21 protein-coding genes and 1 tRNA gene are annotated in these 26,146 nt (G+C 72.4%); 6 read left to right on the forward strand and 16 right to left on the reverse strand.

All coding sequences use genetic code 11. From position 1 onward, the window contains the following. Positions 1 to 21: 21 nt before the first annotated feature. On the reverse strand, positions 22 to 927 hold the full coding sequence (locus tag ACZ59A_RS07035) for a LysR family transcriptional regulator (RefSeq protein WP_468052764.1): 906 nt from the start codon (positions 925 to 927) through the stop codon (positions 22 to 24). Positions 928 to 1,084: 157 nt separating this feature from the next. Between ACZ59A_RS07035 and ACZ59A_RS07040 the strand changes: the two genes are divergently transcribed. The 4 genes from ACZ59A_RS07040 to ACZ59A_RS07055 all read left to right on the forward strand — a co-directional run bounded on the left by ACZ59A_RS07040 (position 1,085) and on the right by ACZ59A_RS07055 (position 7,387). Further along, positions 1,085 to 1,969 (forward strand): alpha/beta fold hydrolase, encoded by an 885-nt coding sequence (locus ACZ59A_RS07040; RefSeq protein WP_470954485.1) that lies wholly within the window; start codon positions 1,085 to 1,087, stop codon positions 1,967 to 1,969. Between the two features lie 115 nt (positions 1,970 to 2,084). Further along, a tRNA-Cys gene (locus ACZ59A_RS07045) sits at positions 2,085 to 2,159 on the forward strand. Positions 2,160 to 2,476: 317 nt separating this feature from the next. Continuing rightward, positions 2,477 to 6,469 (forward strand): amino acid adenylation domain-containing protein, encoded by a 3,993-nt coding sequence (locus ACZ59A_RS07050; RefSeq protein WP_470954491.1) that lies wholly within the window; start codon positions 2,477 to 2,479, stop codon positions 6,467 to 6,469. 150 nt (positions 6,470 to 6,619) lie between these two features. After that, positions 6,620 to 7,387 (forward strand): sulfite exporter TauE/SafE family protein, encoded by a 768-nt coding sequence (locus ACZ59A_RS07055; RefSeq protein WP_470954498.1) that lies wholly within the window; start codon positions 6,620 to 6,622, stop codon positions 7,385 to 7,387. Position 7,388: 1 nt separating this feature from the next. Here ACZ59A_RS07055 and ACZ59A_RS07060 read toward each other — a convergent pair whose 3' ends face one another. The 12 genes from ACZ59A_RS07060 to ACZ59A_RS07115 all read right to left on the reverse strand — a co-directional run bounded on the left by ACZ59A_RS07060 (position 7,389) and on the right by ACZ59A_RS07115 (position 21,331). Further along, positions 7,389 to 8,150, reverse strand: coding sequence for an SDR family NAD(P)-dependent oxidoreductase (locus ACZ59A_RS07060; protein ID WP_470954500.1), 762 nt, complete (start codon positions 8,148 to 8,150; stop codon positions 7,389 to 7,391). A gap of 41 nt (positions 8,151 to 8,191) precedes the next feature. Next, on the reverse strand, positions 8,192 to 8,581 hold the full coding sequence (locus ACZ59A_RS07065; RefSeq protein ID WP_470954503.1) for a DUF3592 domain-containing protein: 390 nt from the start codon (positions 8,579 to 8,581) through the stop codon (positions 8,192 to 8,194). An 86-nt stretch (positions 8,582 to 8,667) separates the two neighbouring features. After that, a complete protein-coding gene (locus ACZ59A_RS07070; protein ID WP_470954506.1) occupies positions 8,668 to 10,989 on the reverse strand; it encodes a xanthine dehydrogenase family protein molybdopterin-binding subunit in 2,322 nt (773 codons plus the stop codon). After that, complete coding sequence (locus ACZ59A_RS07075; protein WP_470954508.1) at positions 10,986 to 13,085, reverse strand: (2Fe-2S)-binding protein; 2,100 nt, start codon at positions 13,083 to 13,085, stop codon at positions 10,986 to 10,988. The genes ACZ59A_RS07070 and ACZ59A_RS07075 overlap by 4 nt, the downstream gene beginning before the upstream one ends. Continuing rightward, entirely contained in the window at positions 13,082 to 13,981 is a 900-nt protein-coding gene (locus ACZ59A_RS07080) for an FAD binding domain-containing protein (RefSeq protein WP_468052754.1), read from the reverse strand. The genes ACZ59A_RS07075 and ACZ59A_RS07080 overlap by 4 nt, the downstream gene beginning before the upstream one ends. 275 nt (positions 13,982 to 14,256) lie before the next feature. Further along, positions 14,257 to 15,924, reverse strand: coding sequence for a beta-N-acetylhexosaminidase (locus ACZ59A_RS07085; RefSeq protein WP_470954510.1), 1,668 nt, complete (start codon positions 15,922 to 15,924; stop codon positions 14,257 to 14,259). A gap of 4 nt (positions 15,925 to 15,928) precedes the next feature. Then, a complete protein-coding gene (locus ACZ59A_RS07090) occupies positions 15,929 to 16,810 on the reverse strand; it encodes a carbohydrate ABC transporter permease (protein ID WP_470954512.1) in 882 nt (293 codons plus the stop codon). Further along, complete coding sequence (locus tag ACZ59A_RS07095; protein WP_470954514.1) at positions 16,807 to 17,793, reverse strand: carbohydrate ABC transporter permease; 987 nt, start codon at positions 17,791 to 17,793, stop codon at positions 16,807 to 16,809. Before ACZ59A_RS07095 ends, ACZ59A_RS07090 begins: the two co-directional genes overlap by 4 nt. After that, positions 17,790 to 19,154: an extracellular solute-binding protein gene (locus ACZ59A_RS07100; protein ID WP_470954517.1), complete on the reverse strand. Its 1,365-nt coding sequence runs from the start codon at positions 19,152 to 19,154 to the stop codon at positions 17,790 to 17,792. Before ACZ59A_RS07100 ends, ACZ59A_RS07095 begins: the two co-directional genes overlap by 4 nt. Positions 19,155 to 19,251: 97 nt before the next feature. Continuing rightward, positions 19,252 to 19,689, reverse strand: a complete 438-nt coding sequence (locus ACZ59A_RS07105) for a recombinase family protein (RefSeq protein ID WP_470954520.1) — start codon at positions 19,687 to 19,689, stop codon at positions 19,252 to 19,254. A 139-nt stretch (positions 19,690 to 19,828) separates the two neighbouring features. Further along, positions 19,829 to 20,125, reverse strand: coding sequence for a DUF3039 domain-containing protein (locus ACZ59A_RS07110; protein ID WP_079152402.1), 297 nt, complete (start codon positions 20,123 to 20,125; stop codon positions 19,829 to 19,831). Between the two features lie 15 nt (positions 20,126 to 20,140). Beyond that, the gene (locus ACZ59A_RS07115) at positions 20,141 to 21,331 is read right to left on the reverse strand and encodes an MFS transporter (protein WP_470954522.1); all 1,191 of its coding nucleotides are present in this window, start codon (positions 21,329 to 21,331) and stop codon (positions 20,141 to 20,143) included. A gap of 99 nt (positions 21,332 to 21,430) precedes the next feature. Between ACZ59A_RS07115 and ACZ59A_RS07120 the strand changes: the two genes are divergently transcribed. Then, a complete protein-coding gene (locus ACZ59A_RS07120) occupies positions 21,431 to 22,342 on the forward strand; it encodes a LysR family transcriptional regulator (protein WP_470954525.1) in 912 nt (303 codons plus the stop codon). Between the two features lie 24 nt (positions 22,343 to 22,366). On the opposite strand, the gene ACZ59A_RS07125 is transcribed toward ACZ59A_RS07120, so the two are convergent. After that, positions 22,367 to 22,957, reverse strand: a complete 591-nt coding sequence (locus tag ACZ59A_RS07125) for a YqgE/AlgH family protein (protein ID WP_468052740.1) — start codon at positions 22,955 to 22,957, stop codon at positions 22,367 to 22,369. 240 nt (positions 22,958 to 23,197) lie between these two features. Between ACZ59A_RS07125 and murA the strand changes: the two genes are divergently transcribed. Beyond that, a complete protein-coding gene (gene murA, locus ACZ59A_RS07130; protein ID WP_468052738.1) occupies positions 23,198 to 24,541 on the forward strand; it encodes a UDP-N-acetylglucosamine 1-carboxyvinyltransferase in 1,344 nt (447 codons plus the stop codon). A 228-nt stretch (positions 24,542 to 24,769) separates the two neighbouring features. Here murA and ACZ59A_RS07135 read toward each other — a convergent pair whose 3' ends face one another. Together ACZ59A_RS07135 and ACZ59A_RS07140 are read right to left on the reverse strand one after the other, a co-directional pair. Further along, on the reverse strand, positions 24,770 to 25,051 hold the full coding sequence (locus ACZ59A_RS07135) for an HU family DNA-binding protein (protein WP_009717479.1): 282 nt from the start codon (positions 25,049 to 25,051) through the stop codon (positions 24,770 to 24,772). Positions 25,052 to 25,306: 255 nt separating this feature from the next. Then, positions 25,307 to 26,146: NAD(P)-dependent malic enzyme (locus tag ACZ59A_RS07140; protein ID WP_470954528.1), on the reverse strand; the 840-nt coding region annotated here is incomplete at its 5' end.

Raw genomic sequence — 26,146 nt, forward strand, 5'->3', positions numbered from 1 at the left:
CGCTTATAAGTTGACCGCCGGTCAGCAGCCGACCCGGTTCCCGGCCACGGTCTTCAGCTCCTCCAGCACCCGCGCCGTCGCCGGGATCTCCAGATGCTCCCGCAGCAGGTAGGCGGAGACATGGCGCCGCGACGCCGGGTCGAGCGCGCGCCCGGTGACGTTCTGATGGCACAGGAAGGACAGCACCAGGCCCGGCATCATCGCGACGCCGAGCCCGGCCGCGACCATGCTCTGCACCACCAGGTTGTCGTCGGTGGTGAAGGCGATGTCGGGCGCGAAGCCCTGCTCGGCGCATTCGTGCAGGAAGTTGGCGCGGCAGCGCAGACATCCGGCGATCCACCGCTCCCCGCTCAGCTCGGCGAGCTTGACGGCGCGCCGCCGGGCGAGCGGATGCCCGGTGGGCAGCAGGACGGTCAGCTGGTCCTCCATCAGCGGGATCTCGACCAGCTCGGGGGGCGTCTCCTCGCGCAGCCCCGGATAGGTGAAGGCGAGGGTGATGTCGCATTCGCCGCTTACGACGCGGTCGAGCGAGTCCGGCGGCTCGCCCTCCAGCAGGTCGACCCGCACCCCGGGGTGGGCGGCGGCGAGGCGGGCCATGGCCTCGGGGATGAGGGTGGCGTTGGCGCTGGGGAAGGCGCACACCCTCACCCGTCCGGCGCGCAGCCGGGTGATGGCGTTCATCTGCGCCTGGGCCGCGGAGATGGAGGAGAGGATGGTGTCGGCGTGCCGGGCGAGGGTCTCGCCCGCCTCGGTGAGCCGCATGCCGCGGCCGACGCGGATGAACAGCGGGCTGCCGACGGTGCGTTCGAGCGCCTTCATCTGCTGCGTGATGGCGGGCTGCGTATAGCCGAGCACACGGGCGGCGGCCGAGTAGGAACCGGCGCGGACCACCTCGTGGAACGTCCTGATGTGCCGAGAATCGAACACGCGGTCATCTTAGACGGAAAACATAAGCGCGTTTTGGGGGAACGGAATATCACCCCTCCCGGCGCTTTTGAGTCACCCCGCCCCTCCTCCCCCTTCCGCCTCGCCCGATATCCGCGGTCACACCGCCGTTGTCCCGCTGATCAGGCAGGCTGGGCCTATGCCGCACTACACGTCGTACGACCAAACGGAGCTGGCCTACCGCGTCCTGGAGGCCCGCGACGGGTCCGCGCGGCCGCCGCTCATCTGCCTGGCGGGCGGGCCGGGGCGGAACGCCGCGTACCTGGGCGACCTCGGCGGCCTCGACGCGCACCGCACCCTGGTCATCCCGGACAGCCGCGGCACCGGGGACTCGCCGCCCGCCGCCGATCCGAGCGGTTACGCGTTCCCGGGGCTGGCCGAGGACCTGGAGGCGCTCCGCCGCCACCTCGGGCTCACCCGCTTCGCGCTGCTCGCCCACGACGCGGCCGCGGCCACGGCGCAGGCGTACGCGGCGGCCCACCCCGAACACCTCACCCAACTGGTCCTGATCTGCCCGGGCGCGCGCATGCAGGGCGAACTGCCCGAGGACGCCCGGGAGATCTTCGAGTCGCGCGCCGACGAGCCGTGGTGGCAGGAGGCGTACGTGGCGATCCAGATGCTGCCGGACACCACCGACCTCGCCGAGGTGCGCGAGCTGCTGCTGCGGGCCGCCCCGATGGCGTACGGCCGCTGGGACGAGCCCCAGCAGGCGCATGCGGCGAGCGAGGGCGAACAGCTGAACCCGGTCCCGCGCGCGGGCTTCTGGCAGGGCGTGGACGAGGCGGGCCGCCGCGCGGTGCTGGCGCGGCTGCGCGAGGTGCCGTGCCCGGCGCTGGTGATCACCGGGGACCGGGACGCGGTGACCGGCGTGCGGGCCGGTGAGCTGGTCGCCGAGTCCTTCCCGGCCGGGCGCGCCCGGCCGCTGCACGGCGTGGGGCACTACCCGTGGGTGGACGAACCGGAGCTGTTCCGCCCCGTGGTGGAGGACTTCCTGGAGCACCCGCACGCCCCCGGCCGCCCGTAATGTCCGGCCCGTGGGGCCCCTCATGAACGGCGTATGTCAGTCGTATGGCAGCGGCCGCCGAACCGTTGATGCCCCCTGAACCGCTCCGTATGGTCATCAGTACGAGCACGACATTGGCCGTGTGCCCGAGTGGTTCAGGGGCTCGCCTGCAAAGCGAGTTACGTGGGTTCGAATCCCGCCACGGCCTCCACAGCGCCCCCGCGCTTCCGCGCCCCCTCCCGGGCCGCTCACCGTCCTGGCCCGATCTCTCTCGGTGAACTACCGGAAACCCTCTGGACACATAGGCCCTACGAGGCGCATGCTCAGATTTGCGAACGGCGTTCACGCAACTGGTCACCTGACCTTTTTCACATTCTCCCCACTAAATGGTCTCCGACTCCCCGCAGTGAGCGCGTTTTCGGCGCATAGGGTCACCATGGTGCCTGCAGTCCCCGACGGAGAACCCGGCGTGACTGAACAGGCACCCTTTGTTTCGACCTGCGATCCTGTGTTCCGTCTGGGGGAAATGTGCAGCCCGCCGTACCGGCCACCCGTCTGCCACTGTCGACCGGCCAGAGCGAGATCTGGTTCATTCAGCAGCTGGAGCCGCCGGAGAGCACGACGTTCAAGGTCGGGGAATACCTTGAGATCCAAGGCCCCATAGACACCGCGATATTCGAGAGGGCACTGCGTCAGGCGGTCGCGGAAGCCGAGCCGTACAACGTCCGGGTCGGCGAGGACGACGGAGTGCCCTGGCAGGTCCTCGACCCGGTGACCGACTGGGACTTCCCCGTCCTCGACCTCGGCGGCGAGCCCGACCCGCACGCCGCCGCCGTCCGCTGGATGAAGCACGACCTGGCCACCGGGCTGGAGCTGGACGCCCACCCGCTGTTCTCCTTCGCCCTGCTGAAGCTGAGCGACGACTGCTTCCTGTGGTACCAGGGCACCCACCACATCGTGTCGGACGCGGGCAGCGCCGCCCTGCTGGGCCGCCGCACCGCCGAGATCTACACCGCGCTCACCGAAGGCGGCGACCCGGCCGCGGGAGAAACCGTCTTCGGCTCCCTGCGGACCATGCTCGACCGGGACGAGGAATACCGGTCGTCGGAGGATTTCGCCAAGGACCGCGCGTACTGGATGGAACACTTCGCGGATTCCCCGGAACCCGCCCGGCTTTCCGGCCGCCCCGGCGACGAGCTCTCCAGCGTGCTGCGGGAGACCGCGTACCTGACCGAGGAGGAAGCGGTCGAGCTGCGCGCCGCGGCGCGTAAATACGCGACCCACTGGTCGGCGATGATTATCGCGGCGACCGCGGTCTATCTGCATCGATTGACCGGTAAATCGGACATCATTCTGACGCTGCCGGTCACCGCCCGGACCGATGCCACGCTGCGCGGGATTCCCGGGATGTTCGCCAATGTCGTGCCGCTGCGCATACAGGTGCGCTCGGATATGCGGATACGGGATCTGGTCCGTAAGGTCTCGCGGGAAGTCCGGACGGCGCTGCGCCATCAGCGCTACCGCCATATCGACCTGGCCCGGGATCTCCACCTCCCGGACGGCGGAAACGGCTTCCTCGGCCCGCACGTCAATATCATGACGTACGACTACGATTTCGACTTCGCGGGACATCGCGTCATCGGGCACAACCTGTCCAACGGAACCGTCGAAGACCTCTCGATCATGGGATACGACCGCTCCGACGGCAGCGGTATCCGCATCGACCTCAACGCGAACTCCAACCTCTACACCGCCGACGGTCTCGTCGCCCACCGCGAGCGGTATCTGGAGCTCCTGCGCACCCTCGCCGACACCTCCGACAAGGAGCGCACCGTCGGCGGCATCGAGCTGCTGACCGCCGAGGAGCGGCGGCGCGCGACCGAGGAGTGGAACGACACCGCGCACCCCACCTCGGGCACCACCCTGCCCGCGCTGTTCGCGGCGCAGGCCGCCCGCACGCCGGACGCCGAGGCCGTGGTCTTCGGCGACACCCGGCTGAGCTACGGCGAGCTGGACCGCGCCGCCGACCGGCTGGCCCACCGCCTGATCGCGCATGGCGCGGGCCCGGAGCAGACCGTCGCCGTCGCCCTGCCCCGCTCCCCCGAGCTGGTCGTCGCCCTGCTGGCGGTCCTCAAGTCGGGCGCCGCGTATCTGCCGCTGGAGCTGGACTACCCGGCCGACCGGCTGGCGTTCATGCTCGACGACGCCGCGCCCGCGCTCCTCGTCACCCGCGCCGAGCACACCGGGCAGCTGCCCGCGGCGGACGGGGTGGAGCGGCTGCTGCTGGACGAGACCGCCTCGTACGACACCGATGGCGCGCCGCGGGTGGCCCTCGACCGCGAGCACCCCGCGTACGTCATCTACACCTCCGGCTCCACGGGCCGCCCCAAGGGCGTCCTGGTCCCCCACCGCGCCATCGTCAACTGCCTGGAATGGATGCAGGGCAGCCACCCCCTCACCCCCGAGGACCGGCTGCTCCAGAAGACCCCGGCCGGATTCGACGCCTCGGTCGCGGAGTTCTTCTGGCCGCTGGTCAGCGGCGCCACCCTGGTGCTCGCCCAGCCCGGCGGCCATAAGGACCCCGCGTACCTCGTGCGCACCGTCCGCGAAGAGCGCATCACCACGCTCCAGTTCGTGCCGTCCATGCTCCGCGCGTTCCTCGCCGAGCCGGAGGTCGCCGAGCGCTGCGCCGGCAGCCTGCGCCAGGTGTTCTGCGGCGGCGAGGCGCTGCCGCGCGAGACGGCCGAGCGCTTCCACACCCTGCTGCCCGGCATACCGCTGCACAACGTGTACGGGCCCACCGAGGCCACTGTCGACATCAGCGCCCACACCTGCGAGCCCGGCGCCCCCGGCCCGGTCCCGATCGGCACCCCGGTGTGGAACAGCAGGCTGTACGTCCTCGACTCCGCCCTGCGGCACGCCCCCGCCGGGGCCGTCGGCGAGGTCTACCTGGCCGGGCCGCAGCTCGCCCGCGGCTACCACGACCGGCCGTCGATGACCGCCGAGCGCTTCGTGCCCGACCCGTACGGCCACCTCTTCGGCGCGCCCGGCGACCGCATGTACCGCACCGGCGACCTGGCCCGGCGGCTGCCCGACGGCGGCGTCGCCTACCTGGGCCGCTCCGACGACCAGGTCAAGCTGCGCGGCTTCCGCATCGAGACCGGCGAGGTCGAGGCCGCCCTGCGCGCCCTGCCGGACGTCGCGGAGGCAGCGGCCATCGTCCGCGAGGACCAGCCCGGCGACCAGCGGCTGGTGGCCTATCTGACGGCCGAGGGCGGCACGGCGCCGTGCGTCGCCACCGCCCGCGAGATGCTGCACCGCGATCTGCCCGAGCACATGGTGCCCACCGCGTTCGCGGTGCTCGACACGCTGCCGCTGAGCCCCAACGGCAAGCTGGACCGGGCCGCGCTGCCCGTGCCCTCCCACGAGGCCGCCCGCGGCGGCCGCGGGCCCCGCACCGCCCGCGAGGAGACGCTGTGCGCGCTGTTCGGCGAGGTGCTGGGCGTCCCCGACGTCAGCATCGACGACGACTTCTTCCTGCTCGGCGGCCACTCCCTGCTCGCGTCCAAGCTGGCCAGCCAGGCCCGTACCGCGCTGGACACCGAGCTGTCGATGCGTGACCTGTTCGAGGCCCCGACCGTCGCCCGCCTGGTGGCCCGCCTCGACGCCGCCACCCCCGCCGACGCGTCCCAGCTGCACCCGCTCGACACCCTGCTGCCGCTGCGCGGCGAGGGCGGGCGCCCGCCGCTGTTCTGCGTCCACCCCGGCGGCGGCCTCGGCTGGTCGTACACCGGCCTGATGCGCCACCTCGCCCCCGACCAGCCCGTCTACGCCCTCCAGGCGCGCGGGCTGACCGAGCCCGACGTGCTGCCCGCCAACGTCCGGGAGATGGCCGCCGACTACCTGGACCAGATCCGCACCGTCCAGCCCACCGGCCCGTACCACCTGCTCGGCTGGTCCTTCGGCGGGCTCATCGCGCACGCCATGGCCACGCGGCTGCAGAGCGAGGGCGAAGAGGTCGCCACCCTTACCGTCATCGACGCCTACCCCGACAACGACCTGGCCCTGCCGGACCTCCCGGACCTGGGCAAGCGCCGCTGGCTCGGCGTCCTGCTGGACAACATCGGCGGCGGCGACATCTTCGCCCCCGGCTGGCTGGAGGCCCACCCCGACGGCATCGACGACGGCGACCAGCTGATCGCCGACCTCAGCCGCGAAACCGGCCTGCCGCAGCGGCTCCTGGAGGGCGAGCACAGCTTCCCGCTGCTGGACATCTTCCTCAACGACCAGGAGCTGATGCGCAAGTTCGCCCCCGACCGCTTCGAGGGCGACATGCTCCTCTTCACCGCCGACGAGGAGATACCCGGCTACGCGCGCGACGCCACCCACGTCCCGGAGTCCTGGCAGCCGTACGTGAGCGGCGACGTCAAGGTCCACGGCGTCCCGGCCCACCACTACCACCTGCTGCACGAGCAAGCCCTGACGGTGATCGGCCCCACCGTGGCCCGGGCCCTCGGCTGACCCCGCCGGGCGGGGCGCCCTCGGAAACGGCGCCCCGCCGCAGGCCATCGGCCCGGCCGTCGACCCCCCGGTTCGGCGGACACCGAAGCGATCACCGTCTAGCGTCGGGCCCATGAGACGTCCATCAGACAGCGAACGAGGGGTGATCGCGTGACACCGTGGGAGATGGCGGCCGTCTTCGCGGCGGGCGTGGGTGCGGGCGGGATCAACTCCGTCGTCGGCTCCGGGACGCTGATCACGTTCCCCGTGCTGCTCGCCACCGGCCTGCCGCCCGTCACCGCCACGGTGTCCAACGCGCTCGGCCTCATCCCCGGCTCCATCAGCGGGGCCATCGGCTACCGCAAGGAGCTTCAGGGGCAGGGGCGGCGGGTGCTGAAGCTGTGCGCCGGGGCCCTGGCCGGGGGCCTCGCGGGCGCCACGCTGCTGCTGACGCTGCCCAGCACGGCGTTCGAGAGGATCGTGCCGACGCTGGTGGGCCTGGCGCTCGTCCTGGTCGTGCTCCAGCCGCTGATCGCCAAGAAGATGCGCGCCCGCCGCGAGGCGGCGCAGGGCCCGGCCCGGCGGGACGGCGGTCCGCTGCTGTTCCTCGGGCTGACGCTCGCCAGCGTCTACGGCGGCTACTTCGCCGCCGCCCAGGGGATCATCTACATGTCCCTGATGGGCATGCTCCTCGACGAGCCGATGCAGCGGCTCAACGGCATCAAGAACGTCCTCGCCGCCGTCGTGAACTCCGTCGCCGCGCTGTTCTTCCTCTTCGCCGCCCACTTCGACTGGACGGCCGTCGTCCTCATCGCGGTCGGCTCCGCCATCGGCGGCATGACCGGAGCCGCGGTGGGCCGCCGCTTCAGCCCGACCGCGCTGCGGGCCCTGATCGTGACGGTGGGGACGGCCGCCATCGTGCAGCTGGTGCTGCGGTGAATCACCGCAGGGTGATCGTGTTGCCGGTGACGAGCCCGGCTTCCTCGGACGTCAGGAACACGATGGTCTCCGCGACCTCCGCCGGTTCGGCGACGTGGAAGTGGGTGCCGCTCGACGCGACGAACTCCCGCACCGCGTCCGTCACCCACCCGGTGTCGGTCACCGGCGGATGCACGACGTTGGCGGTGATGCCGAGGTCGGCCAGCTCCACGGCGGCGGACAGCGTGTAGTTGACCTGGGCGGCCTTCGCGGCGCCGTACGAGACCTCACCGGGAAAGCCGAGATCCCCGCCCGACGTCAGCCCGACGATCCGCCCCCACCCGGCACCCCGGGCCCGATGGCGCCGCGCCAGCTCGCCGATCAGCAGGGCCGGTGCCCGCGCGTCCACCGCGAACTGCCGCGCCCACGTCTCCGCGGTGACCGGCTGCAACGGACGCCCGAACCGGTCGGCCGGATCCGGGGTGAAGGTGTCCTGCACCCACCCCGAGGCGTTGTTGACCAGAATGTCGACCGGGCCGAGGCGCTCCTCGGCGGCGTCGAAGAGGACCCCGGGCGCGGCAGCGTCGGTGAGATCCGCCTCAAGAGCCGCGGCCCGCCCGCCCCCACGCCGGATCCCCTCCGCCACCTCCTCGCCACCCGGCCCGAGGTACGCGCAGAACACCGCGACGCCACGCGCGGCCAGCGCCCGGGCGGTCGCCGCCCCGATGCCGTGGTTCGCCCCGGTCACGATCGCGACATGGTCCGTTTGCGATGTCTCCCTCATGCGGACAGGAGTAGCAAACGAAGCCCGCCGGGCGAAACCGATTACTGGACGTACGGCACCAGCGTCGTCATCCACATCACGCCCAGCAGCAGGAAGGCCAGATACGAGCGGGTCGCACGCCAGGTGTACGTCAGCATCCGGGCCTCTTCCGGGCGGTCGGCGGGGTAGCCGATCGGGACGCGGGTGCCTACCGCGGGGGCGGCGCGGGTGGTCAGGAGGCGGGTCTCGAACTCGCGGGGACGGCCGTCGTGGTCGGTGAAGGTCAGGGTCAGCTCGGTGTGGTGCTCCTCGCCGTGGTCGACCACCCGGCGGCCGGTGACCTGGCCCTCCGCCTGCCGTCCGGTCCGCTTCAGCCAGTGCGCCCGGACGGGGGTCCAGAGCGCGGTGGCCAGGAGGAGGACCGTACTGATGGACATGAGCAGGAGGGGCACGAGCGGACACCTTCCGAAACCGCGGCCAAGGGGATCACCGTGAAGGACGCGCCCCCTTGGCGCTTCAGTTGCTCCGAAGGGAGCGACTACGTGCGGTTGACCACTGCCGCCTGGGGGCGGATGGGGAGGCGGTTGACCGGGCGGCCGGTGGCGGCGCGGACGGCCGCGGCCACGGCGGCCGGGGAGGTGACGACCGGGACCGCGCTGGCCGCCTTCGCGCCGAAGGGGGCCACCACGTCGCGCTCCTCGACCAGCTTGACGATGCGGATGTCGGGGACGTCCACGGCGGTCGGCAGGGCGTAGCCGGTGAGGTCGGGGTGGCGGATGACGCCGCGGGAGGTGCGCAGGTTCTCGGTGAGGGCGGCGCCGATGCCCTGAGCGATGCCGGACTCGATGCGGGTCCGCAGCTGGCGCGGGTTGAGCACCCGGCCCACGTCCTGGGCGACGGTCATCTCCACCACGCGGACCGCACCGATCTCGATGTCGACGTCCACCACGGCCCGTACCGCGCAGAAGGCGAGGCCGACGAAGGCGTCGCCCTGGCCGGTCTCGTCGAGCGGTTCGGTGGGGTGGGGGCGGCATTGGGCGGTGGCCCACAGCTCCTTGCCCTCGAGGGCTTCCTCGACGGTGGTGCTGAGGACCCCGTCGTACGAGGTGATCTTGCCGTCGGCGATGGTCAGCAGCTCGGTGGACATGCCGAACTTGTGGGCCAGCGGCTGGAGCAGCTGGGTGCGGACCATCTTGGCGGCGCGCTCGACCGCACCGCCCGAGACCCAGGTGTGGCGGCCGCGCGAGGCGGGTCCGGCCGGGGGCTGGTCGGTGTCGACGGGGGCGACGTGGACCTCCTCGATGCCGAGGACGTCCTGGACGATCTGGCGGGCCAGGGTGGTGAAGCCCTGGCCGGTCTCGACGGCCGCGCAGATGACGGTGGCGACCGGGCCGGTGACCTTGACGGTGGCGGTGGACACCTCGTCGGCGCCCTCGGCGCCCAGCATGTGGACCATGCCGAGCGCGTAGCCGACGCCGCGCCGCACCGCGGCCGGGTCCCCGGCGCCCTCGGGGCCGCCGGGGAGCAGCCAGTCCTCCTCCGCGTCCTCGGCGGGGAGGTCGGGCAGCGGGGCCTCACGGACGGCCTCCAGCACCTCGGCGACCGGCGCCGGGCAGGTGACGGTCTGTCCGGTGGGCAGCAGATCGCCGGTGGCCATGGCGTTGCGCATCCGGATCTCGGCCGGGTCGAGGCCGAGCTTCGCCGCGAGCTTGTCCATCTGGCCCTCGTACGCGGCGCACACCTGCATCGCGCCCTCGCCGCGGACATGGCCGGAGGGCGGGTTGTTGGTGCGGACCGCCCAGCCCTCGATGAAGGCGTGCGGGACGACGTACGGACCGCAGGCGAACGACACGGCGGCGGCCAGGGTGTCGTACGAGGAGTCCGCGTAGGCGCCCGCGTCCAGCAGGATCTGCGCCTCGATCTTCACCAGCTTGCCCTGGCCGTCCGCGTGGTGGCGGTAGCGCAGCAGGGTGGGGTGGCGGTGGGCGTGGCCGAGGAAGGACTCCTCGCGGGTGGCGGCGAGCTTGACCGGGTGGCCGGTGCGCAGCGCGAGCAGCCCGAGCGGCAGCTGCATGCCGGGGTCCTCGCGCTCGCCCATGGCGCCGGGCACACCGGTGACGACGACCTTGACGCGCTCCGGCTCCAGACCGAAGCAGGCGGCGGCCAGATCGCGGTCGGCGTGCGGGTCGGTGGAGGCCGTGTAGATCTCCACCCCGCCGTCCGGACGCGGTACGGCGAGGCCCGCCTCGGCGCCGATGGGCGCCGGGTCCTGGCGGCCGATCCGGTACAGCCCCTCCACGATGACCTCGCCCATGGCCTCCGGGTCGCCGAAGGACAGCGGGATGTGGCGGACCAGGTTGCCGTCGGGGTGCAGCGGCTCGGCGGCGAACGCCTGCTCGGGGTCCGTGACCGGCTCCAGCACCTCGTACTCGACGGCGATGGCGGCCGCGGCCAGCCGCGCCGTGTCGGGGTGGTCGGCGGCGACCGCGGCGATGGGCTCGCCGTGGTGGCGCACCAGGTCCTTGGCGAAGACCGGCCGGTCGGCGACCCGGCGGCCGTGGGAGGCGTCACCGGGGACGTCGGCGTGGGTCACCACGGCGTGCACGCCGGGCATCCCGGCGGCCGCGGAGGTGTCGATGGAGACGATGCGGGCATGCGGATGCGGTGAGCGCAGCACGGCGGCCCACAGCAGCCCCTCGGCCCACAGGTCGGCCGCGTACGGGAAGGTGCCGGACGCCTTGGCCGTCACGTCGGCGGGCTGGAGCGACACACCGAGCCCCATGTGGGGCGGCGGCGGGACGGGCGTTCCGGCGGAGGGGGTTGCGGTGACGGCTCCCGCGCCGTCCGCGATTCCGGTCATGCCGATGCCCTTCCCATACCGCTGCCGTTGCCGCCGTCGCCCCGGTTCCCGGTGCCGGGCGGGCCCGCCTGGCGCGGGATGCGGGCCGGGTCGTGTGCCGCCGCCTCGTCCTCCGCGGCTTCGGCGGCCTGTGCCGCCTCCTCGGCCGCCTCGCGGGACGCCACGACCTCGCGCACGGCGTCGACGACTCCGCGGTAGCCGGAGCAGCGGCACAGGTTGCCGCAGATCGCCTGGCGGGTCTGCTGGTCGGTGGGGGCGTGGTTGCCCTCCAGCAGGTCGTGCACGGTCATCGCGAGCCCGGGCACGCAGAAGCCGCACTGGACCGCTCCGCACTCGGCCAGCGCGCGCTGGACGTCGGAGGGCTGGCCGTCCTGGCCCAGGCCCTCGACCGTACGGACCTCCGAGCCCGCGGCGGTCGCGGCGGGCACCAGGCAGGAGGCGACGAGCCGCCCGTCGACCTGGACCGAGCAGGCGCCGCACTCGCCCTGCGAGCAGCCGTCCTTGGCGCCCGCGAGGCCGAGCCGCTCGCGCAGCACATACAGCAGCGACTCGCCGATCCAGGAGTCGGTGACGGGCCGGTCGGCGCCGTTGACGTGCAGCACGTACGACGCCTGGGGGTGCTCGCTGTGGGCAGGGTCCGGCGATTCCGCCGGGGTGGCCTGCTCGTCGTCCTCGGCGGGGGCGTCAGCGGCCTCGGGGGCGTCCGCCGGGGCCTCGGCCGGGGCGGACTCCTCCGGGGCGTCCGTGAACGCCTCCTCGGGCGCGGGCTGTTCGGCCTCGGCCGGGGCGTCGGCCACGGACTCGCCGGTGACGTCGGCGTCGGTCCCGCCGTGCGGCGGGGTGCCGTGCGGCGGGGTGTGCGCGCCGGGGTACGGGGCGTCCATCGCGAACTCGCCCGAGTCCCCGGCGGCGGGGCCGTGGGTTCCGGTGCCGTCGGTGAACTCGCGCTGCCAGGCGGCCTCTTCGGACGGTTCCCGTTCCCGTACGAACGCGCCGGAGTCCCCGGCCGCCGCACCGTGCCAGCCATGGCCGTCGGTGCCGTGCGGCGGAGTGCCGTGGGCCGGGGTGCCATGCGCGGGCGTGCCGTGCGCGGGGGTTCCCTGGGGCGGGGTGCCGTGCGGCGGGGTCGCCGGGGCGGAGTGCTCGCGCGGCTCGTCGTCGTCGGGCATGCGCAGCGGACGGCGCGCCGGAGCGCCCTGCCGGGCGGCCGGGCCGGGATGGCCCTCGACCACGTACTCCCCGGAGTCGTCCACGCTCTCGTCGGCCGCCGGGACCGACCACTGGCCGCTGTGCTGTCCCGCCTGGCCGGCATGCGGCTGCTGAGACTGCTGCGGCTGGTACGGAGCCGTCTGCTGCTGCCGCGCGTTCCGGCCGAACGGCAGCCGCAGCTGGGCGGTCTCCTGCGGATCGCCGATGTCGCCGGGGTCACCGGGGGCGATCGGACCGCCGTGACCCGCCGGGGCGCCGTACGGCGGGGCCGCCGGGCCGGGGTGGTCGTCGACCCGGTACTCGCCGGTCTCGTCCACACCGTCGTCGCCCGCCACCGGGATCGTCCACTGGCTGGTCTGCACCGGGGTGCCCTCGCCGTGGGTGGCCCCCTCGGGCAGCGGCCAGTCGTCGACCGGCTCCTCGGTGCGCATCGGCCAGTGACCGGTGTGCGGCACATGTCCGTTGTGACCCGCGGACTCCTCGGCGGGCGCGGGCCACTGCGGGGTGCCGTGCGGATCCTGGTGGCCGCCGTAGGCATAGCCGCCGCTGTCCGTGTGGGGCATGGTCCAGTGCCCGGTCCCGGAGTGACCGGCCTGGCCGGCCTGACCGGCCTGGTCGTGCCCGGACGGGTCGTACGGGCCGCCGTGCCCCGTGGGCTGCCACTGGCCGCCCTGCGACGGCGCGCCGGGCATCGGCGGCGGGGTGTACCCGGTGCCGGGTGCGGCGAGCGGGTCCCAGCCGCTGGCCGGGTCGCCCGGCTCCGGGAACTGGAAGTCGGGCGGAAGCTGGACGAAAGCCGTCGACTCGGCGTCGTACTCCGGGCCGTGCGGCATCGGCTGCCACCCGCTCCCCGGGTCCGGCCGGTGCGGCTGCTGTTCGTCACTCACGCGAGTGCCCTCCCCAATGCTCGGCGGGCCAGGGCTGCCACCGTACGCCTCAGATGGATCGCCGCGGGCGGCAGGGGGACCGGCTCGGAGCCGTCCTCCGGCGGCGGCTGGTCGGGGATGCACGCGGCGGCCACGTACTCGCCGAATGCCGTGGTGACCTGCGGGTCGAGATGGCCGCGCTCGCCGTCCCAGTCGATGAGCGAGGCGACCCAGCGCTCGGCCTCCAGCGGGCGCAGCGGCATCGGCGCGACCGCCCCGACCGCGCAGCGCACCCCGCGGCGCGCCGGGTCGAGGACGACGGCGACGGACGCCGCGGACCGGCCGGGGCCGGTGCGCCCGGTGGCCTTGAGGAATGCCTGCGGGGCGTGCAGCAGCGGAACCCGGACGAATCCGACGAGTTCACCGGGGCTCAGCATCTCGACTCCGGCGAGCAGATGGCTGACCGGGATCTCGCGGCGCGCGCCCTCGGGCCCGGCGATGACGAGGGTGGCCTCCAGGGCGGCGAGCACGGGCAGCGCGTCGCCGGTGGGGGCGGCGCTGACGATGTTGCCGCCGAGCGTTCCGGCGTTGCGGATCTGCGGGGGGCCCGCGGCGCGCGCGGCCGCGGCCAGGGCCGGGATGAGCGCCGCGAAGTCGGGGCGGCCCATCCGGGCGTGGGTGAGTCCGGCGCCGAGCAGGGCGTGTCCGTCCAGGTAGCGCCAGCCGCGGATTTCGCTGATCCGGCCGAGCCCGACGAGCGCGGCGGGCCGCAGCAGGCCGGAGTTGACCGCGGCCATCAGATCGGTACCGCCGGCGACGGGCACGGCGGCGGGCATGGCGGCCAGCGCCGCCACGGCCTCATCGAGCGAGCCCGGCAACGTCACCGTGTGCGCCGCCTGCGGTGCGTGCGTGGTCAACCCAGCTGCCCCTTCCCCGGTATCCCGGCTGTTGCGCCGTACGGTACGTGCTCACAGCCCGGACGTGGCAACTCTGGCACATCTCGCACGCCTGCCGTCGCGAGGGTCCAGGAAGCGCGGTTCCGTCCCTGACCTGGGGGATGGTACGGGTTTCGGGTGACGTCTCCGTCGGGTGTGGATTGCCACGTTTCAGGGACCCTTGTACGAACTTGCGTAACGGCCGGACGTCCACCGTCCCAGGGGCGGGGCGCGGGGGCGAGCACCTTGCCGTGGGCTCACACGATCGGGGGCGATCCCTCGATCGGACGTCCGATCAGGCCGGGGCGGCGCTGCCAGGGGCGCGGACCGGAGGGCGGGCGGTAGCTCACGCCCAGCGCATCCAGACGGGCATAGTGTGCTTCCATGCGCCCCTCGAATTCCGCGAAGTCCCGCTCGGGCGGCGGCGGAAGGGCGGACCATACGACTTCGGCGAAGGCGGCGAGGCGGGGAAAGGTCTGGTAGTCGACCCGCCGCCGGTCCTCCATCACCTCGGTCCAGACGTTGGCCTGCGCGCCCAGGACGCGCCCTGCCTCGGCCTGGTCAAGCTGCGGGGGAACCGGCTCGAAGCGATAGACGTCCTCCAGGGTGCGGACGTAGCCGATGGGGACCGGCTCGTCCGCACCCGGCGCCTGCCGGTGGTCGAAGTAGACCTGCTGTTCGGGGCACATGACGACGTCGTGACCGGCCCGGGCCGCGGTGATGCCGCCCGCGTAGCCGCGCCAGGAGGAGACGGCGGCGCCGTCGGGCAGCGGGGCGTCCGGCGCCCCGCCCTCCAGGATCTCGTCCCAGCCGATCAGCCGTCGGCCGCGGGCGCCGAGCCAGTGGCCGAAGTGGCGGATGAACCAGCTCTGCAGTTCGTCCTCGCCCGCCAACCCCAGCTCGCGGATGCGGTCCTGGGCGGCCGGGGATGCCTTCCACTGCTCCTTGGGGCATTCGTCGCCGCCGAGGTGGACGAACCTGCCGGGGAACAGCTCCAGCACTTCTTCCAGCACGTTCTCGAAGAAGCGGAGCGTGCTGTCGGTGGGGGAGAGTACGTTCGGGTTGATGCCCCAGGTGGTCCAGACTCCGAGGGAGGCGGTGTCGATGACGTCCGTGTTGCCCAGTTCCGGGTAGGCGGCGATGGCGGCCTGGCTGTGCCCGGGGATGTCGATCTCCGGGACGACGGTGATGTGCCGTTCGGCCGCGTAGGCGACGATCTCGCGGATGTCGTCCTGGCTGTAGTAGCCGCCGTGCGGGCGCTCGTCCCACAGCGGGGAGGCGCGGTGGCCGAGCTTGGTGTGCGTCCGCCAGGCGCCGGTCGCGGTCAGTTCCGGGTAGCGGCGGATCTCCAGCCGCCAGCCCTGGTCGTCGGTCAGATGGAGATGGAGCACATTGAGCTTGTGGGCGGCCAGCAGGTCGATATAGGCGAGCACGCCGTCCTTGGGCATGAAGTGGCGGGCCACGTCCAGCATCAGCCCGCGCCAGGCGAAGCGGGGCGCGTCCTCGACGCCGAGCGCGGGCAGCGGCCACGCGCGCCGGTCCGGGTCGATCGGCGCGCGCCGGAAGGCGTCCGGGCCGAGCAGCTGGCGCAGCGTCTGGGCGCCCCAGAACAGGCCGGGCTCGCCGCCGCCCTGGATGACCACCGCGAGGCCGTCGACCGCGATGCGGTACCCCTCGGGGCCCAGCCGCTCCCCGAGGCCGGGGTCCAGCTCCAGCACGATGTGGTTGCCGTCCCCGGTGCGCGGGGCCAGCGGCAGCCCGGTGGCGGCCCCGACGGTGGCGCGCAGCCAGCGGGCCACCCGCTCGGTGCCGGGCCGGGCGTCGAGCTGGCTGCTCTCGTCCAGTACGTAGCCCTCGGCGCCGCCGGGGGCGGGGCCGGCCCGCAGCGGGGCGGGGATCAGGCCGGTGACGGGCTGCTGTGGCATCGCGTCAGTCCTTAACCGCTCCGCCGAGGCCGGAGACCAGGCGGCGCTGTACGAGTACGAAGAAGATCAGTACCGGGATGGTCATGACGGTGGACGCCGCCATGATGCCGCCCCAGTCGTTGCCCTCGTCCTTGAAGAAGACGAGGAGCGCCATCGGGAGGGTGGAGTTCTCGGTCGCGCTGATGATGAACGACTTGGCGAACAGGAAGTCGTTCCAGGCGGAGATGAAGGAGAAGACGCTGGTGGCGACGAGCCCGGGGAGCACCAGCGGGAACAGGATCTGCCACAGGAAGCGGGCGCGGCTCGCGCCGTCCAGATAGGCCGCCTCCTCCAGCGATTCGGGTACGGCCTTCACGAAGCCGCGCAGCATCCAGATGGCGAACGGCAGCGAGAAGGCGATGTGCGGCAGGATCAGCGAGCCCAGGGTGTTGAGCCCGACCCCCGGCACGGCGTCACCCAGATCCCGCATCAGGAAGAACATCGGGATGGTGAGCGCTTCGACCGGCACCATCTGGGCGACCAGGAACATCACCAGCAGCGTGGTGCGGAACTTGAACCGGAAGCGAGTGACGGCGGTCGCGGCGAGGAAGGCGATCACGCCCGAGGCGATCACCACCGCCCCGGCGACCACCAGGCTGTTGAGGAAGTAGCGGCCGAAGTCGTGCTGTTCGAACACGCGCCGGAAGGAGTCCAGCGAGGGCGCGGCGGTCCACGGCCGGGGGTGGGCGGACTGGATCTCCCCGGCCGGTTTGAAGGCCGAGAGCACCATCCAGTAGAGCGGGAAGGCGACGACGACGGCGACGGCCAGGGCGGTGACCTCGGCCGCGAGCCGCCAGGGGCGGCGGATGAGCGGTGCGCGGCGCGGGGCGGCGCTGGACTGGCTCACAGTTCTTCTCCCTGCCGCCGCAGCAGCCGCAGATAGACCAGGGTGACGGCGAGCAGGATCAGCAGCATGACCACGCCGATCGCAGAGCCCAGGCCGTACTCCGAGGACGCGAACGCCTCCTGGTAGGCGTAGACGTTGAGCACCATGTTCTGGCCCGCTGTGCCGCCGCCGTTGGTCATGACGTAGATCTGGGTGAAGACCTTGAAGTCCCAGATGATGGACTGGATCGTCACCACGACGAGGATCGGCCGCAGCATCGGGGCCATGATCCCGCGCCAGATCCGCCAGGCGGAGGCTCCGTCGAGGGCGGCGGCCTCCAGCACCTCCGCCGGGATGGCCTTGATGCCCGCGTACACGGTGACCATGACGAACGGGAACGAACACCACACGATCTCGAACAGCACCAGGGCGAAGGCGCTGTAGCGCTCGTACGTCCACGAGTAGTCGTGGAAGCCGGAGAGCCCGAACCAGGTCAGGACCTGGTCGACGGGGCCGTAGTCGGGGTCGAACAGGAACAGCCAGACCGTGGAGCCCGTGACCGCCGGGGTGGCCCAGGCGCCGAGCGCGGCCAGCATCAGCGCCAGCCGCGGGATCGCCCGGACCCGGGTGAGCAGCACCGCGAGCGCGCAGCCCACCGCGAGGGTGGAGACGACGCACACGGCGGCGAAGACGACGGTGGTGAGGGTGACGCTCCAGAACTCGCCGTCGCGGAACAGCTCCGCGTAGTTGGCGAACCCCTGGAAGCTGGTCGGCTCGCCCCCGCTCACCTGGGCCTGGGTGTACTCCAGGAACGAGATGAGCCCGAGCTGATAGATGGGATAGATCAGCAGCCCGCCGAGGACGACGAGGGCCGGGGCGAGGTAGAGCCAGGGTGTCCGGCTCCCCCGCCCGGCCCGCCGCCGGGCCTCGCGTGCGGTGCGCCGGGGCGGTGGTTTCCGGGCCGGTTCGGGCCCGGCGTGCTGGGTGAGGGTCCCCGAGGTCACTTGCCGAATGCCTCGTCCATCTTCTTCGCCGCCTCGGCGGCCGCGGCGTCGACGTTCTTACGGCCGCTGATGATCTGCTGGAACATGGTCGGCAGCACGAGCTGGGAGTCGATGGCCGACCAGCCGGGCGAGGCGGGCACGAAGGTGGAGCTGGTGTCCAGGGTCTTCACGAAGGGCTTGAGGAACGGGTCCTTCCGCGCGATGTCCCCGCGCACGTCGGTGAAGGTGGGCAGGAAGCCCATGGCGTCGTACAGCTTGGCCTGGGTCTTCTTCCCGCCCAGCTGCTCCAGCAGGTCGACGGAGAGCGTGCGGTGGGTGCTGCTCTTGAGCACGCCCAGGTTGTTCCCGCCCGCGAACGCCGGAGCGATGCTGTCGTCCTTGACGCCGGGCAGCGGCACGACCGCGTACTTGCCCTTGACCGACCCCGCCTCGATCGCCGCGTGGTTGAAGTCACCGCCGATCGTCATGCCCGACTTGCCCGCGGCGAAGGCGGCGACGCTGTCGTTGCCGCCCCACTGGGCGCACTTGGCGGGCGGGCAGTTGTCGTCGGTGATGAGCGAGGTGTAGCTCTTGATGCCCTTCTTGGCCTCGGGGCTGTCGATGGCCGCGTCGTACTCGTTGGAGCCGAACGCGCCCTTCTCGTTGGCCAGCTCGCCGCCGTTGGCCCAGATGAAGGGCAGCGCGCCGTAGGTGTAGGCGCCGCCGACCGAGATGCCGTAGAGATCGGGCCGCCGCTGGCGGATCTCCTTCGCGGTCGCGATGAGTTCCTTCTGGCTCGTGGGCGGCTTGAGGCCGAGGTCCTTGAAGACGTCGGTGCGGTAGTACAGCGCCCGTACGCCGACGAACAGCGGCACGCCGTACACCTTGCCGTTGACGGTCACCGAGTTCTTGGCGGTCGAGTCGGCGTTCGCCGACTCGTCCCAGGCGCCGAACTCCTTGCTGATGTCGGCGAGTCCGCCGTCCGCCACATAACCGGCCGTGTCGGTGTTCCCGTACTCGATGATGTCGGGGGCGCTCTTGGGGTCGTTGAAGGCCGCCTTGATCTTCTGCGCGCGGGTGTCGATCGGGATGTAGGTGACGTCCACCTTGACCCCGTCGTGCTTCTTCTCGAAGGCGGACACGACGTCATCGACGACGCGTTGCTTCGGCTTGTTGTCGACCTCCTGAAAGAGCCAGACGCGCAAATTACCGCTTTTGTCGTCTTCCTTGGCGCTGTTGTCAGAGGTGGAGGGGGCGCAGGCGGTGACGGTGAGCCCGGCGAGCAGAAGCGCCACGGTGGGGACGGCGACGCGACGGGAGAGAGGGAGGGGCCTGGAGAGCTTCAATGGAAACGCACCCTTGGGGAGGGCGTTGCATAGCATGCAACGCATGTTTCGCACAGCACAATATGCGGCAGGCTAGGGAACGTTTCGGGCCCGGACAAGAGGTCTCGACCAATCTTTGACCGAGGCCACTCGCCTACGAGTGCGTCAGCTTCTCCCCCGGGTAGGCGCGCTCGGGATACGGCACGGCCTCCACCCGGACGCCCGCTGCCGCCAGCCGCTCCACCACCTGGCCCCAGTCCGGCCAAGTTTTCTCGATGCGTCCCAGAATGCGGGCACTCGGCGCGAGGACGATCTCGCAGCCGGGGTCGTCGGCCCACTCCAGCAGCCGCGGCAGACCCGGCTGCGCGGCAGACACCACACAGCTGCCCGCGGGCCGGTAGCCGCGCTCCTCGGCCAGCCGCCCGCACTGCTCCAGCTGGGCGTCCCAGTCCTTCTCGAACTGACAGTAGAGACCGGCGCCTTCCGCGTCCGGCTCGTCCACCTCGCGCGCACCGAACACCAGATACGCCACCCGCGGCGCCCCGTCGTCGCCCGCCGCGTCCCCTAACTCATTCTCCGTACGCCCGCTCATGGGGCCGACCCTACTGGGATCACCCGCCGCGCGACACGGGGCCGGACAGCACGGCACGTCCGACCCGCGGCCCCTTCTCGGACCACGGGTCGGACGTGCCGTCTACGCGAAGCTCCGGCGCGGCCGGGCGGGGAGGCTGCTACTTCTTGCCGTCGCCGCCCTTGCCGTCCTTGTCCTTGTCACCGCCGGCGCCCATGCCCTCGAAGATCTCCTTGCACATGGGACACACCGGGTACTTCTTCGGGTCGCGGCCCGGGACCCAGACCTTGCCGCACAGTGCGACGACGGGAGATCCGGAGAGCGCGCTCTCCATGATCTTTTCCTTCTGTACATAGTGGGCATAGCGCTCGTGGTCGCCGTCACCGTGCGACACCTGAGGTGTCGGCTCAACGAGGGTCCCCGTGCCTGCCCCGCGCTCGGGCTCAAGAGTGCTCATACAGCCCTAGGGTACTCATGCCCGCGATGCCCGTCGGGTGCGCGCCCCGGCCGTCCGCCGGGGCCGTACCGCCATCAGATGCCTGGCCAGACCGAGGGCCGCGACCCCGGCCGCCGCCCAGGGCAGCACGCTCCCGGACAGCCCCGCCGAGAGCGCGGCGCCGCCCAGCGCCGAGCCGACCGCGCTGCCCAGGTACAGCGCCGAGTTGTTGAGGGCCAGGGCGACGGTGCCGCGCTCCTCCTTCAGCTCCAGCAGCCGGTGCTGCTGCGGAACCTGGAGCGCCCAGCCCGCGGCGCCCCAGATCACCAGCGCCGCCCCGGCGAGCAGCGGTACGGGTGCGAACAGGGGCAGCACCGCCTCGGCGGCCGTGACGACGGCCATGATCACGCCGACCAGCGCCGCCACCCGGCCCGCCCCGGCCGCCCGGACCGCCCGGTCGACGAGCCGCCCGATGAGCAGGCTGCCCGCCACCCCGCCGAGCCCCCAGGCCCACAGATACGGCGCCACCTCGTGCGCTCCGCCCGCCGACGCCAGCACCGGGGCGAGATAGGTGTACAGGCCCAGGCTCGCGACCGCCGCGAGGAACGACACCTGGACGATGGGGGCCACGGCCCGGTCGGTGATGGCCGTCAGCCGGGCCCGTACCGACACCGCCGGGGCGGCGGGGACGTCCGGCAGCAGCGCCGCGAGCCCGGTCAGCGACACCGCGCCCAGCCCGGTGACCAGCCACATCGTGGCCCGCCAGCCGGTGTGCTCGGCCAGCAGGACGCCCAGCGGCACCCCCAGCACGGTGCCGCAGCTCATGCCGCCCATCACCACGGCCAGCGCCCGGCCGCGCCGCTCGCCGGAGACCAGCGCGGAGGCGGTGGCGGTGGACATCGCCGAGTACACCCCCGCCCCGGCGCCCGCGATCACCCGCGCGCCCAGCAGCGCCGCCAGCGACGGCGCGAGGGCGGTCAGCGCGTTGCCCGCGGTGAAGACGGCGAGCGCCAGCGGGAGCACCCGCCGCGGCCGGCCGCCGTGCAGCAGCCCCGCGACGAGGGGCGCGGAGATCGCGTAGGCGAGGGTGAAGACGGTGACCATCTGCCCGGCCAGGGACACCGTCGTCCCGATGTCGTCCGCGACGACGGGCAGCAGGCCCGCCATCACATATGCGTCGAGGCCCAGGGTGAACGACCCCAGGGCCAGCAGCCAGACCTTGCGCACAGCTCAACTCCCCTGATCAACCACAGTGACGCCGGAAACGTAGGCACTCTCCGGTACGCCGGGGAAATGCCGCCCGGATCCGATCTATGCTCGATCGGCATGAGTGGACGAGACGGCGAGCGGGACGGTGAGCGGGGCATCGAACGGGACGTGGACGCCATCCGGCTGCGTCAGCTGCGCGCCTTCCTCGCGGTCGCCGAGGAGCGCAACTTCACCCACGCCGCCGACCGGCTCGGCATCGGCCAGCCCGCCCTGACCCGCACCGTCCGGGCGCTGGAGGAGACCGTGGGCGCGCGGCTGCTGGAGCGCACCACCCGCCGCGTCACCCTCACCGAGGACGGCCGGGCGCTGTACGCGGACCTCGGCCCGCTGCTGGCCCGGCTGAACGCCGCGCTGCGCGCGGTGGGCGGCCGGGCCCCGCTGCGGCTCGGCTTCACCTCACTGCTGCCCGCCCGCTGCACCGCGCTCACCAGCACCTTCGAGGCCGCCACCGGCACCGGCGTGCGCCTGGTGCGCCGCGATGCGCCGCTGGCCGGGCTGGCGGCCGGGGCGTGCGATGTCGCGGTCGTACGGAGCGAGGCGGCGCTCGGCGACGAGGTGCGCGCCCGGGTACTGCTGCGCGAGGCGCGGGTGGCCGCGGTGGCGCGTACGGCGGTGGGCGGAACCGCGGCGGAGGTGGCCCGCAGGCGGGTGCTGGACTGGGCCGAACTGGCGCGCTTCCCGCTGGTGGTGAACACGGTCAGCGGCACCACCCGCCCCGAGCTCTGGCCTGAGCATCACCGGCCGAAACTGGCGTGCACCGCGGACAACTTCGACGAGTGGCTGGAGGCCGTCGCGGCGGGCCATGGCATCGGCGTCGTGTCGGAGGCCGCGGCACAGCGCCACAGCCACCCCGGGATCCGGTTCCTGCGGCTGAAGAACGCGCCCCCGGTCACCGTGCGGCTGGCCATCCCGGCCCGTAGCCCGCACCCCCTGGCGGAGCGCTTCTTCGCGATGGCGGCGACCGCGTAAGGGCGACCGCGCAGCGCCGAGGACCTAGTTGAGCGAGGGATCGTCCGGGTACGTCGCGACCATCGCCAGCTCACTGCGCTGACGGCGCAGCACCGCCCGCCACAGCCGCTCCGGGGAGGGCGACGACACGTCCCCCGGCTCCGACTCCACCACGTACCACGCGCCGTCGGACAGCTCGTCCTCCAGCTGCCCCGGGCCCCATCCCGCGTACCCCGCGAAGATCCGCAGCGACCCCACAGCGGCCGCCAGCAGCTCGGGCGGCGCCTCCAGATCCACCAGGCCGATCGCCCCGTGGACCCTGCGCCAGCCGAGTGGCCCGGCGTCCTCGCCGCGCGCCGGGGACCGGCCCGCCTCCCCCGGCACCACGGCCACGCCCAGCGCCGAGTCCAGCGACACCGGGCCGCCCTGGAAGACGACCCCCGGTTCACCGGCCAGCTCGGCCCAGGACTCCAGGATGTCCCCGACGCCCACCGGGGTCGGCCGGTTCAGAACCACGCCGAGGGAGCCCTCCTCGTCATGGTCGAGGAGCAGCACCACCGCGCGGTCGAAGTTCGGGTCAGCAAGCGCCGGTGTCGCGACAAGCAGCCGTCCTGTGAGGGAGGACACCTCGGTCATGGCCACATGATCCCGCATATCCGGTCCGGACGGGGAGTGGAAGGCGAGACCCGTATGAGAGCAGGTCGGGGCGTACGACAGCAGGAGCGGCGCACGTGACCGTCGGTTCTCAGGGCCGAACGGAGTGTGGTGCGACACAATCCGATCCATTTCGAGGCTGCAACAGCCTTACGGACGCGACCTCACGGGCCATTAGTCTTGCCTTTTGCCCCCTTGCCCGTCACAGGAACGCGAGACCAGATGACCCGCTCGAACGATGTCCTGCTCGTCCACGGCGGCACCCCGCTGGAGGGCGAGATCAATGTCCGCGGCGCGAAGAACCTGGTGCCGAAGGCCATGGTCGCCGCCCTGCTCGGCAGCGGACCGAGCCGGCTGCGCAACGTCCCCGACATCCGCGATGTGCGGGTGGTGCGCGGCCTGCTGCAGCTGCACGGTGTCACGGTGCGCCCCGGTGACGAGTCCGGTGAACTGGTCATGGACCCCACGCACGTGGAGAGCGCCAATGTCGCCGACATCGACGCGCACGCCGGATCCTCGCGCATCCCGATCCTCTTCTGCGGTCCGCTGCTGCACCGCCTCGGCCACGCCTTCATCCCGGGCCTGGGCGGCTGCGACATCGGCGGCCGTCCGATCGACTTCCACTTCGACGTGCTGCGACAGTTCGGCGCGACGATCGAGAAGCGCGCGGACGGCCAGTACCTGGAGGCTCCGCACCGGCTGCGCGGTACGAAGATCAGGCTGCCGTACCCGTCGGTGGGCTCCACGGAGCAGGTGCTGCTCACGGCGGTGCTCGCCGAGGGTGTGACGGAACTCTCCAACGCGGCGGTCGAACCGGAGATCGAGGACCTCATCTGCGTGCTGCAGAAGATGGGCGCCATCATCTCCATGGACACCGACCGGACGATCCGGATCACCGGTGTCGACAAACTCGGCGGCTACAACCACCGCGCGCTCCCGGACCGGCTGGAGGCCGCCTCCTGGGCGAGCGCGGCGCTGGCGACCGAGGGCAGCGTCTATGTGCGCGGCGCCCGCCAGCGCGAGATGATGACCTTCCTCAACACCTTCCGCAAGGTCGGTGGCGCCTTCGACATCGGCGACGAGGGCATACGGTTCTGGCACCCGGGCGGCAAGCTCAACGCGATCGCCCTGGAGACCGACGTCCACCCCGGCTTCCAGACCGACTGGCAGCAGCCGCTGGTGGTGGCGCTGACCCAGGCTTCGGGGCTGTCCATCGTCCACGAGACGGTGTACGAGTCGCGGCTGGGCTTCACCTCCGCGCTGAACCAGATGGGCGCACACATCCAGCTCTACCGCGAGTGCCTGGGCGGCTCGGCGTGCCGTTTCGGCCAGCGGAACTTCCTGCACTCGGCGGTCGTGTCGGGACCGACCCGGCTCCAGGGCTCCGACCTGGTCATCCCCGACCTGCGCGGCGGCTTCTCGTACCTGATCGCGGCCCTCGCCGCCCAGGGCACGTCCCGGGTCCACGGCATCGACCTGATCAACCGGGGCTACGAGAACTTCATGCACAAGCTGGGGGAGCTGGGCGCCAAGGTGGAGCTGCCGGGCGGCGGCGAAGCGGTCTAAACAGCGCTCTCCCCCGCTCAGCCCCTCCCCGCCGCGACGCCGCGACGCCGCGGCGGGGCTGGGCGCGGGCAGACGGGCCGCGCGGGCCCTGGGCCGGGCCTTCGGCCGCGGGGCCGCGCCCGAGGCGTCCAGAGACGGCGCGGCGGGCCGTGAAACGGCGAAGGGCGGCCACCCGCACCGGGTGGCCGCCCTTTTGTGTGTATCGCCAGGCGCTCGCGCGCCCTGGGCTTACTTGCCCTTGGCGGCTTCCTTCAGCTTGGAGCCCGCGGAGACCTTCACGCTGTAGCCGGCCGGGATCTCGATCGGCTCACCGGTCTGCGGGTTACGCGCGGTGCGAGCGGCACGGTGAGTGCGCTCGAAGGTCAGGAAGCCGGGGATGGTGACCTTCTCGTCGCCCTTGGCGACGACCTCACCGGTCACCTCGGCCAGGGCCGCCAGAACGGCGTCGGCGTCCTTGCGGGTCACCTCGGCGCGCTCGGACAGAGCGGCCACCAGCTCACTGCGGTTCATGTTGTACTCCCGTGTTCATCTTGCCATTAGGCGTGAGATCGAAGCCGATGCTGCCAGGGCCCTCGGACAGTCCCCGGACCCGGGTCTGCTGTTTCAGACCCTCGCGCCCGGAACGCATCCTGCCCCCACCTGTGGCGGGAAAGCCAATCCGGAACCCCGGAGAGTCACACGAAATGCGCCGTGGCGGCCGTTTTTCTGCCCGCCACCCTATGGCCGCCCCGGGTAGCCCCGGGGCCGCGACGCGCCGTGCCCGGCTCAGACCGCGGTGGTCCCGGTCACAGGCTTCGCCGCTTCACGCACGGCTCCGGCGACCGCTCCCGCGACCTTGTCGTTGAAGACGCTCGGAATGATGTAGTTGGCATTCAGTTCGTCGTCGTGGACGACATCCGCGAGCGCACCCGCCGCGGCCAGCATCATGTCGGTGTTCACCGTACGGGACTGGGCGTCCAGGAGGCCACGGAAGACACCCGGGAAGACCAGTACGTTGTTGATCTGGTTCGGGAAGTCCGAGCGGCCGGTCGCCACCACGGCGGCGGTCTGACGGGCGATACCCGGGTCCACCTCCGGGTCCGGGTTGGCCAGCGCGAAGACGATCGCGTCGTCCGCCATCGCCGCCACGTCCTCGCCCGACAGCACGTTCGGGGCCGACACGCCGATGAAGACATCCGCGCCCCGCACCGCCTCCCGCAGGGTGCCCGTGACACCGTCCGGGTTGGTGTTGTCCGCGATCCAGCGCAGCGGGGAGTCCGGGTCGGCGGAGACCAGGTCCTCGCGGCCGGAGTGCACCACGCCGTGGATGTCGGCGACGACCGCGTGCCGCACCCCGGCGGCGTTGAGCAGCTTCAGGATCGCGGTGCCCGCCGCGCCCGCGCCGGACATCACCACCCGCACGTCCTCGATCTTCTTGTTGACCACCCGCAGCGCGTTGGTCAGCGCCGCCAGCACCACGATGGCGGTGCCGTGCTGGTCGTCGTGGAAGACCGGGATGTCCACCGCCTCGCGCAGCCGCGCCTCGATCTCGAAGCAGCGGGGCGCGGAGATGTCTTCGAGGTTGATGCCCGCGAAGCCCGGCGCGATGGCCTTGACGATCTCCAC

The sequence above is a fragment of the Streptomyces sp. NPDC040405 genome (assembly GCF_055595765.1).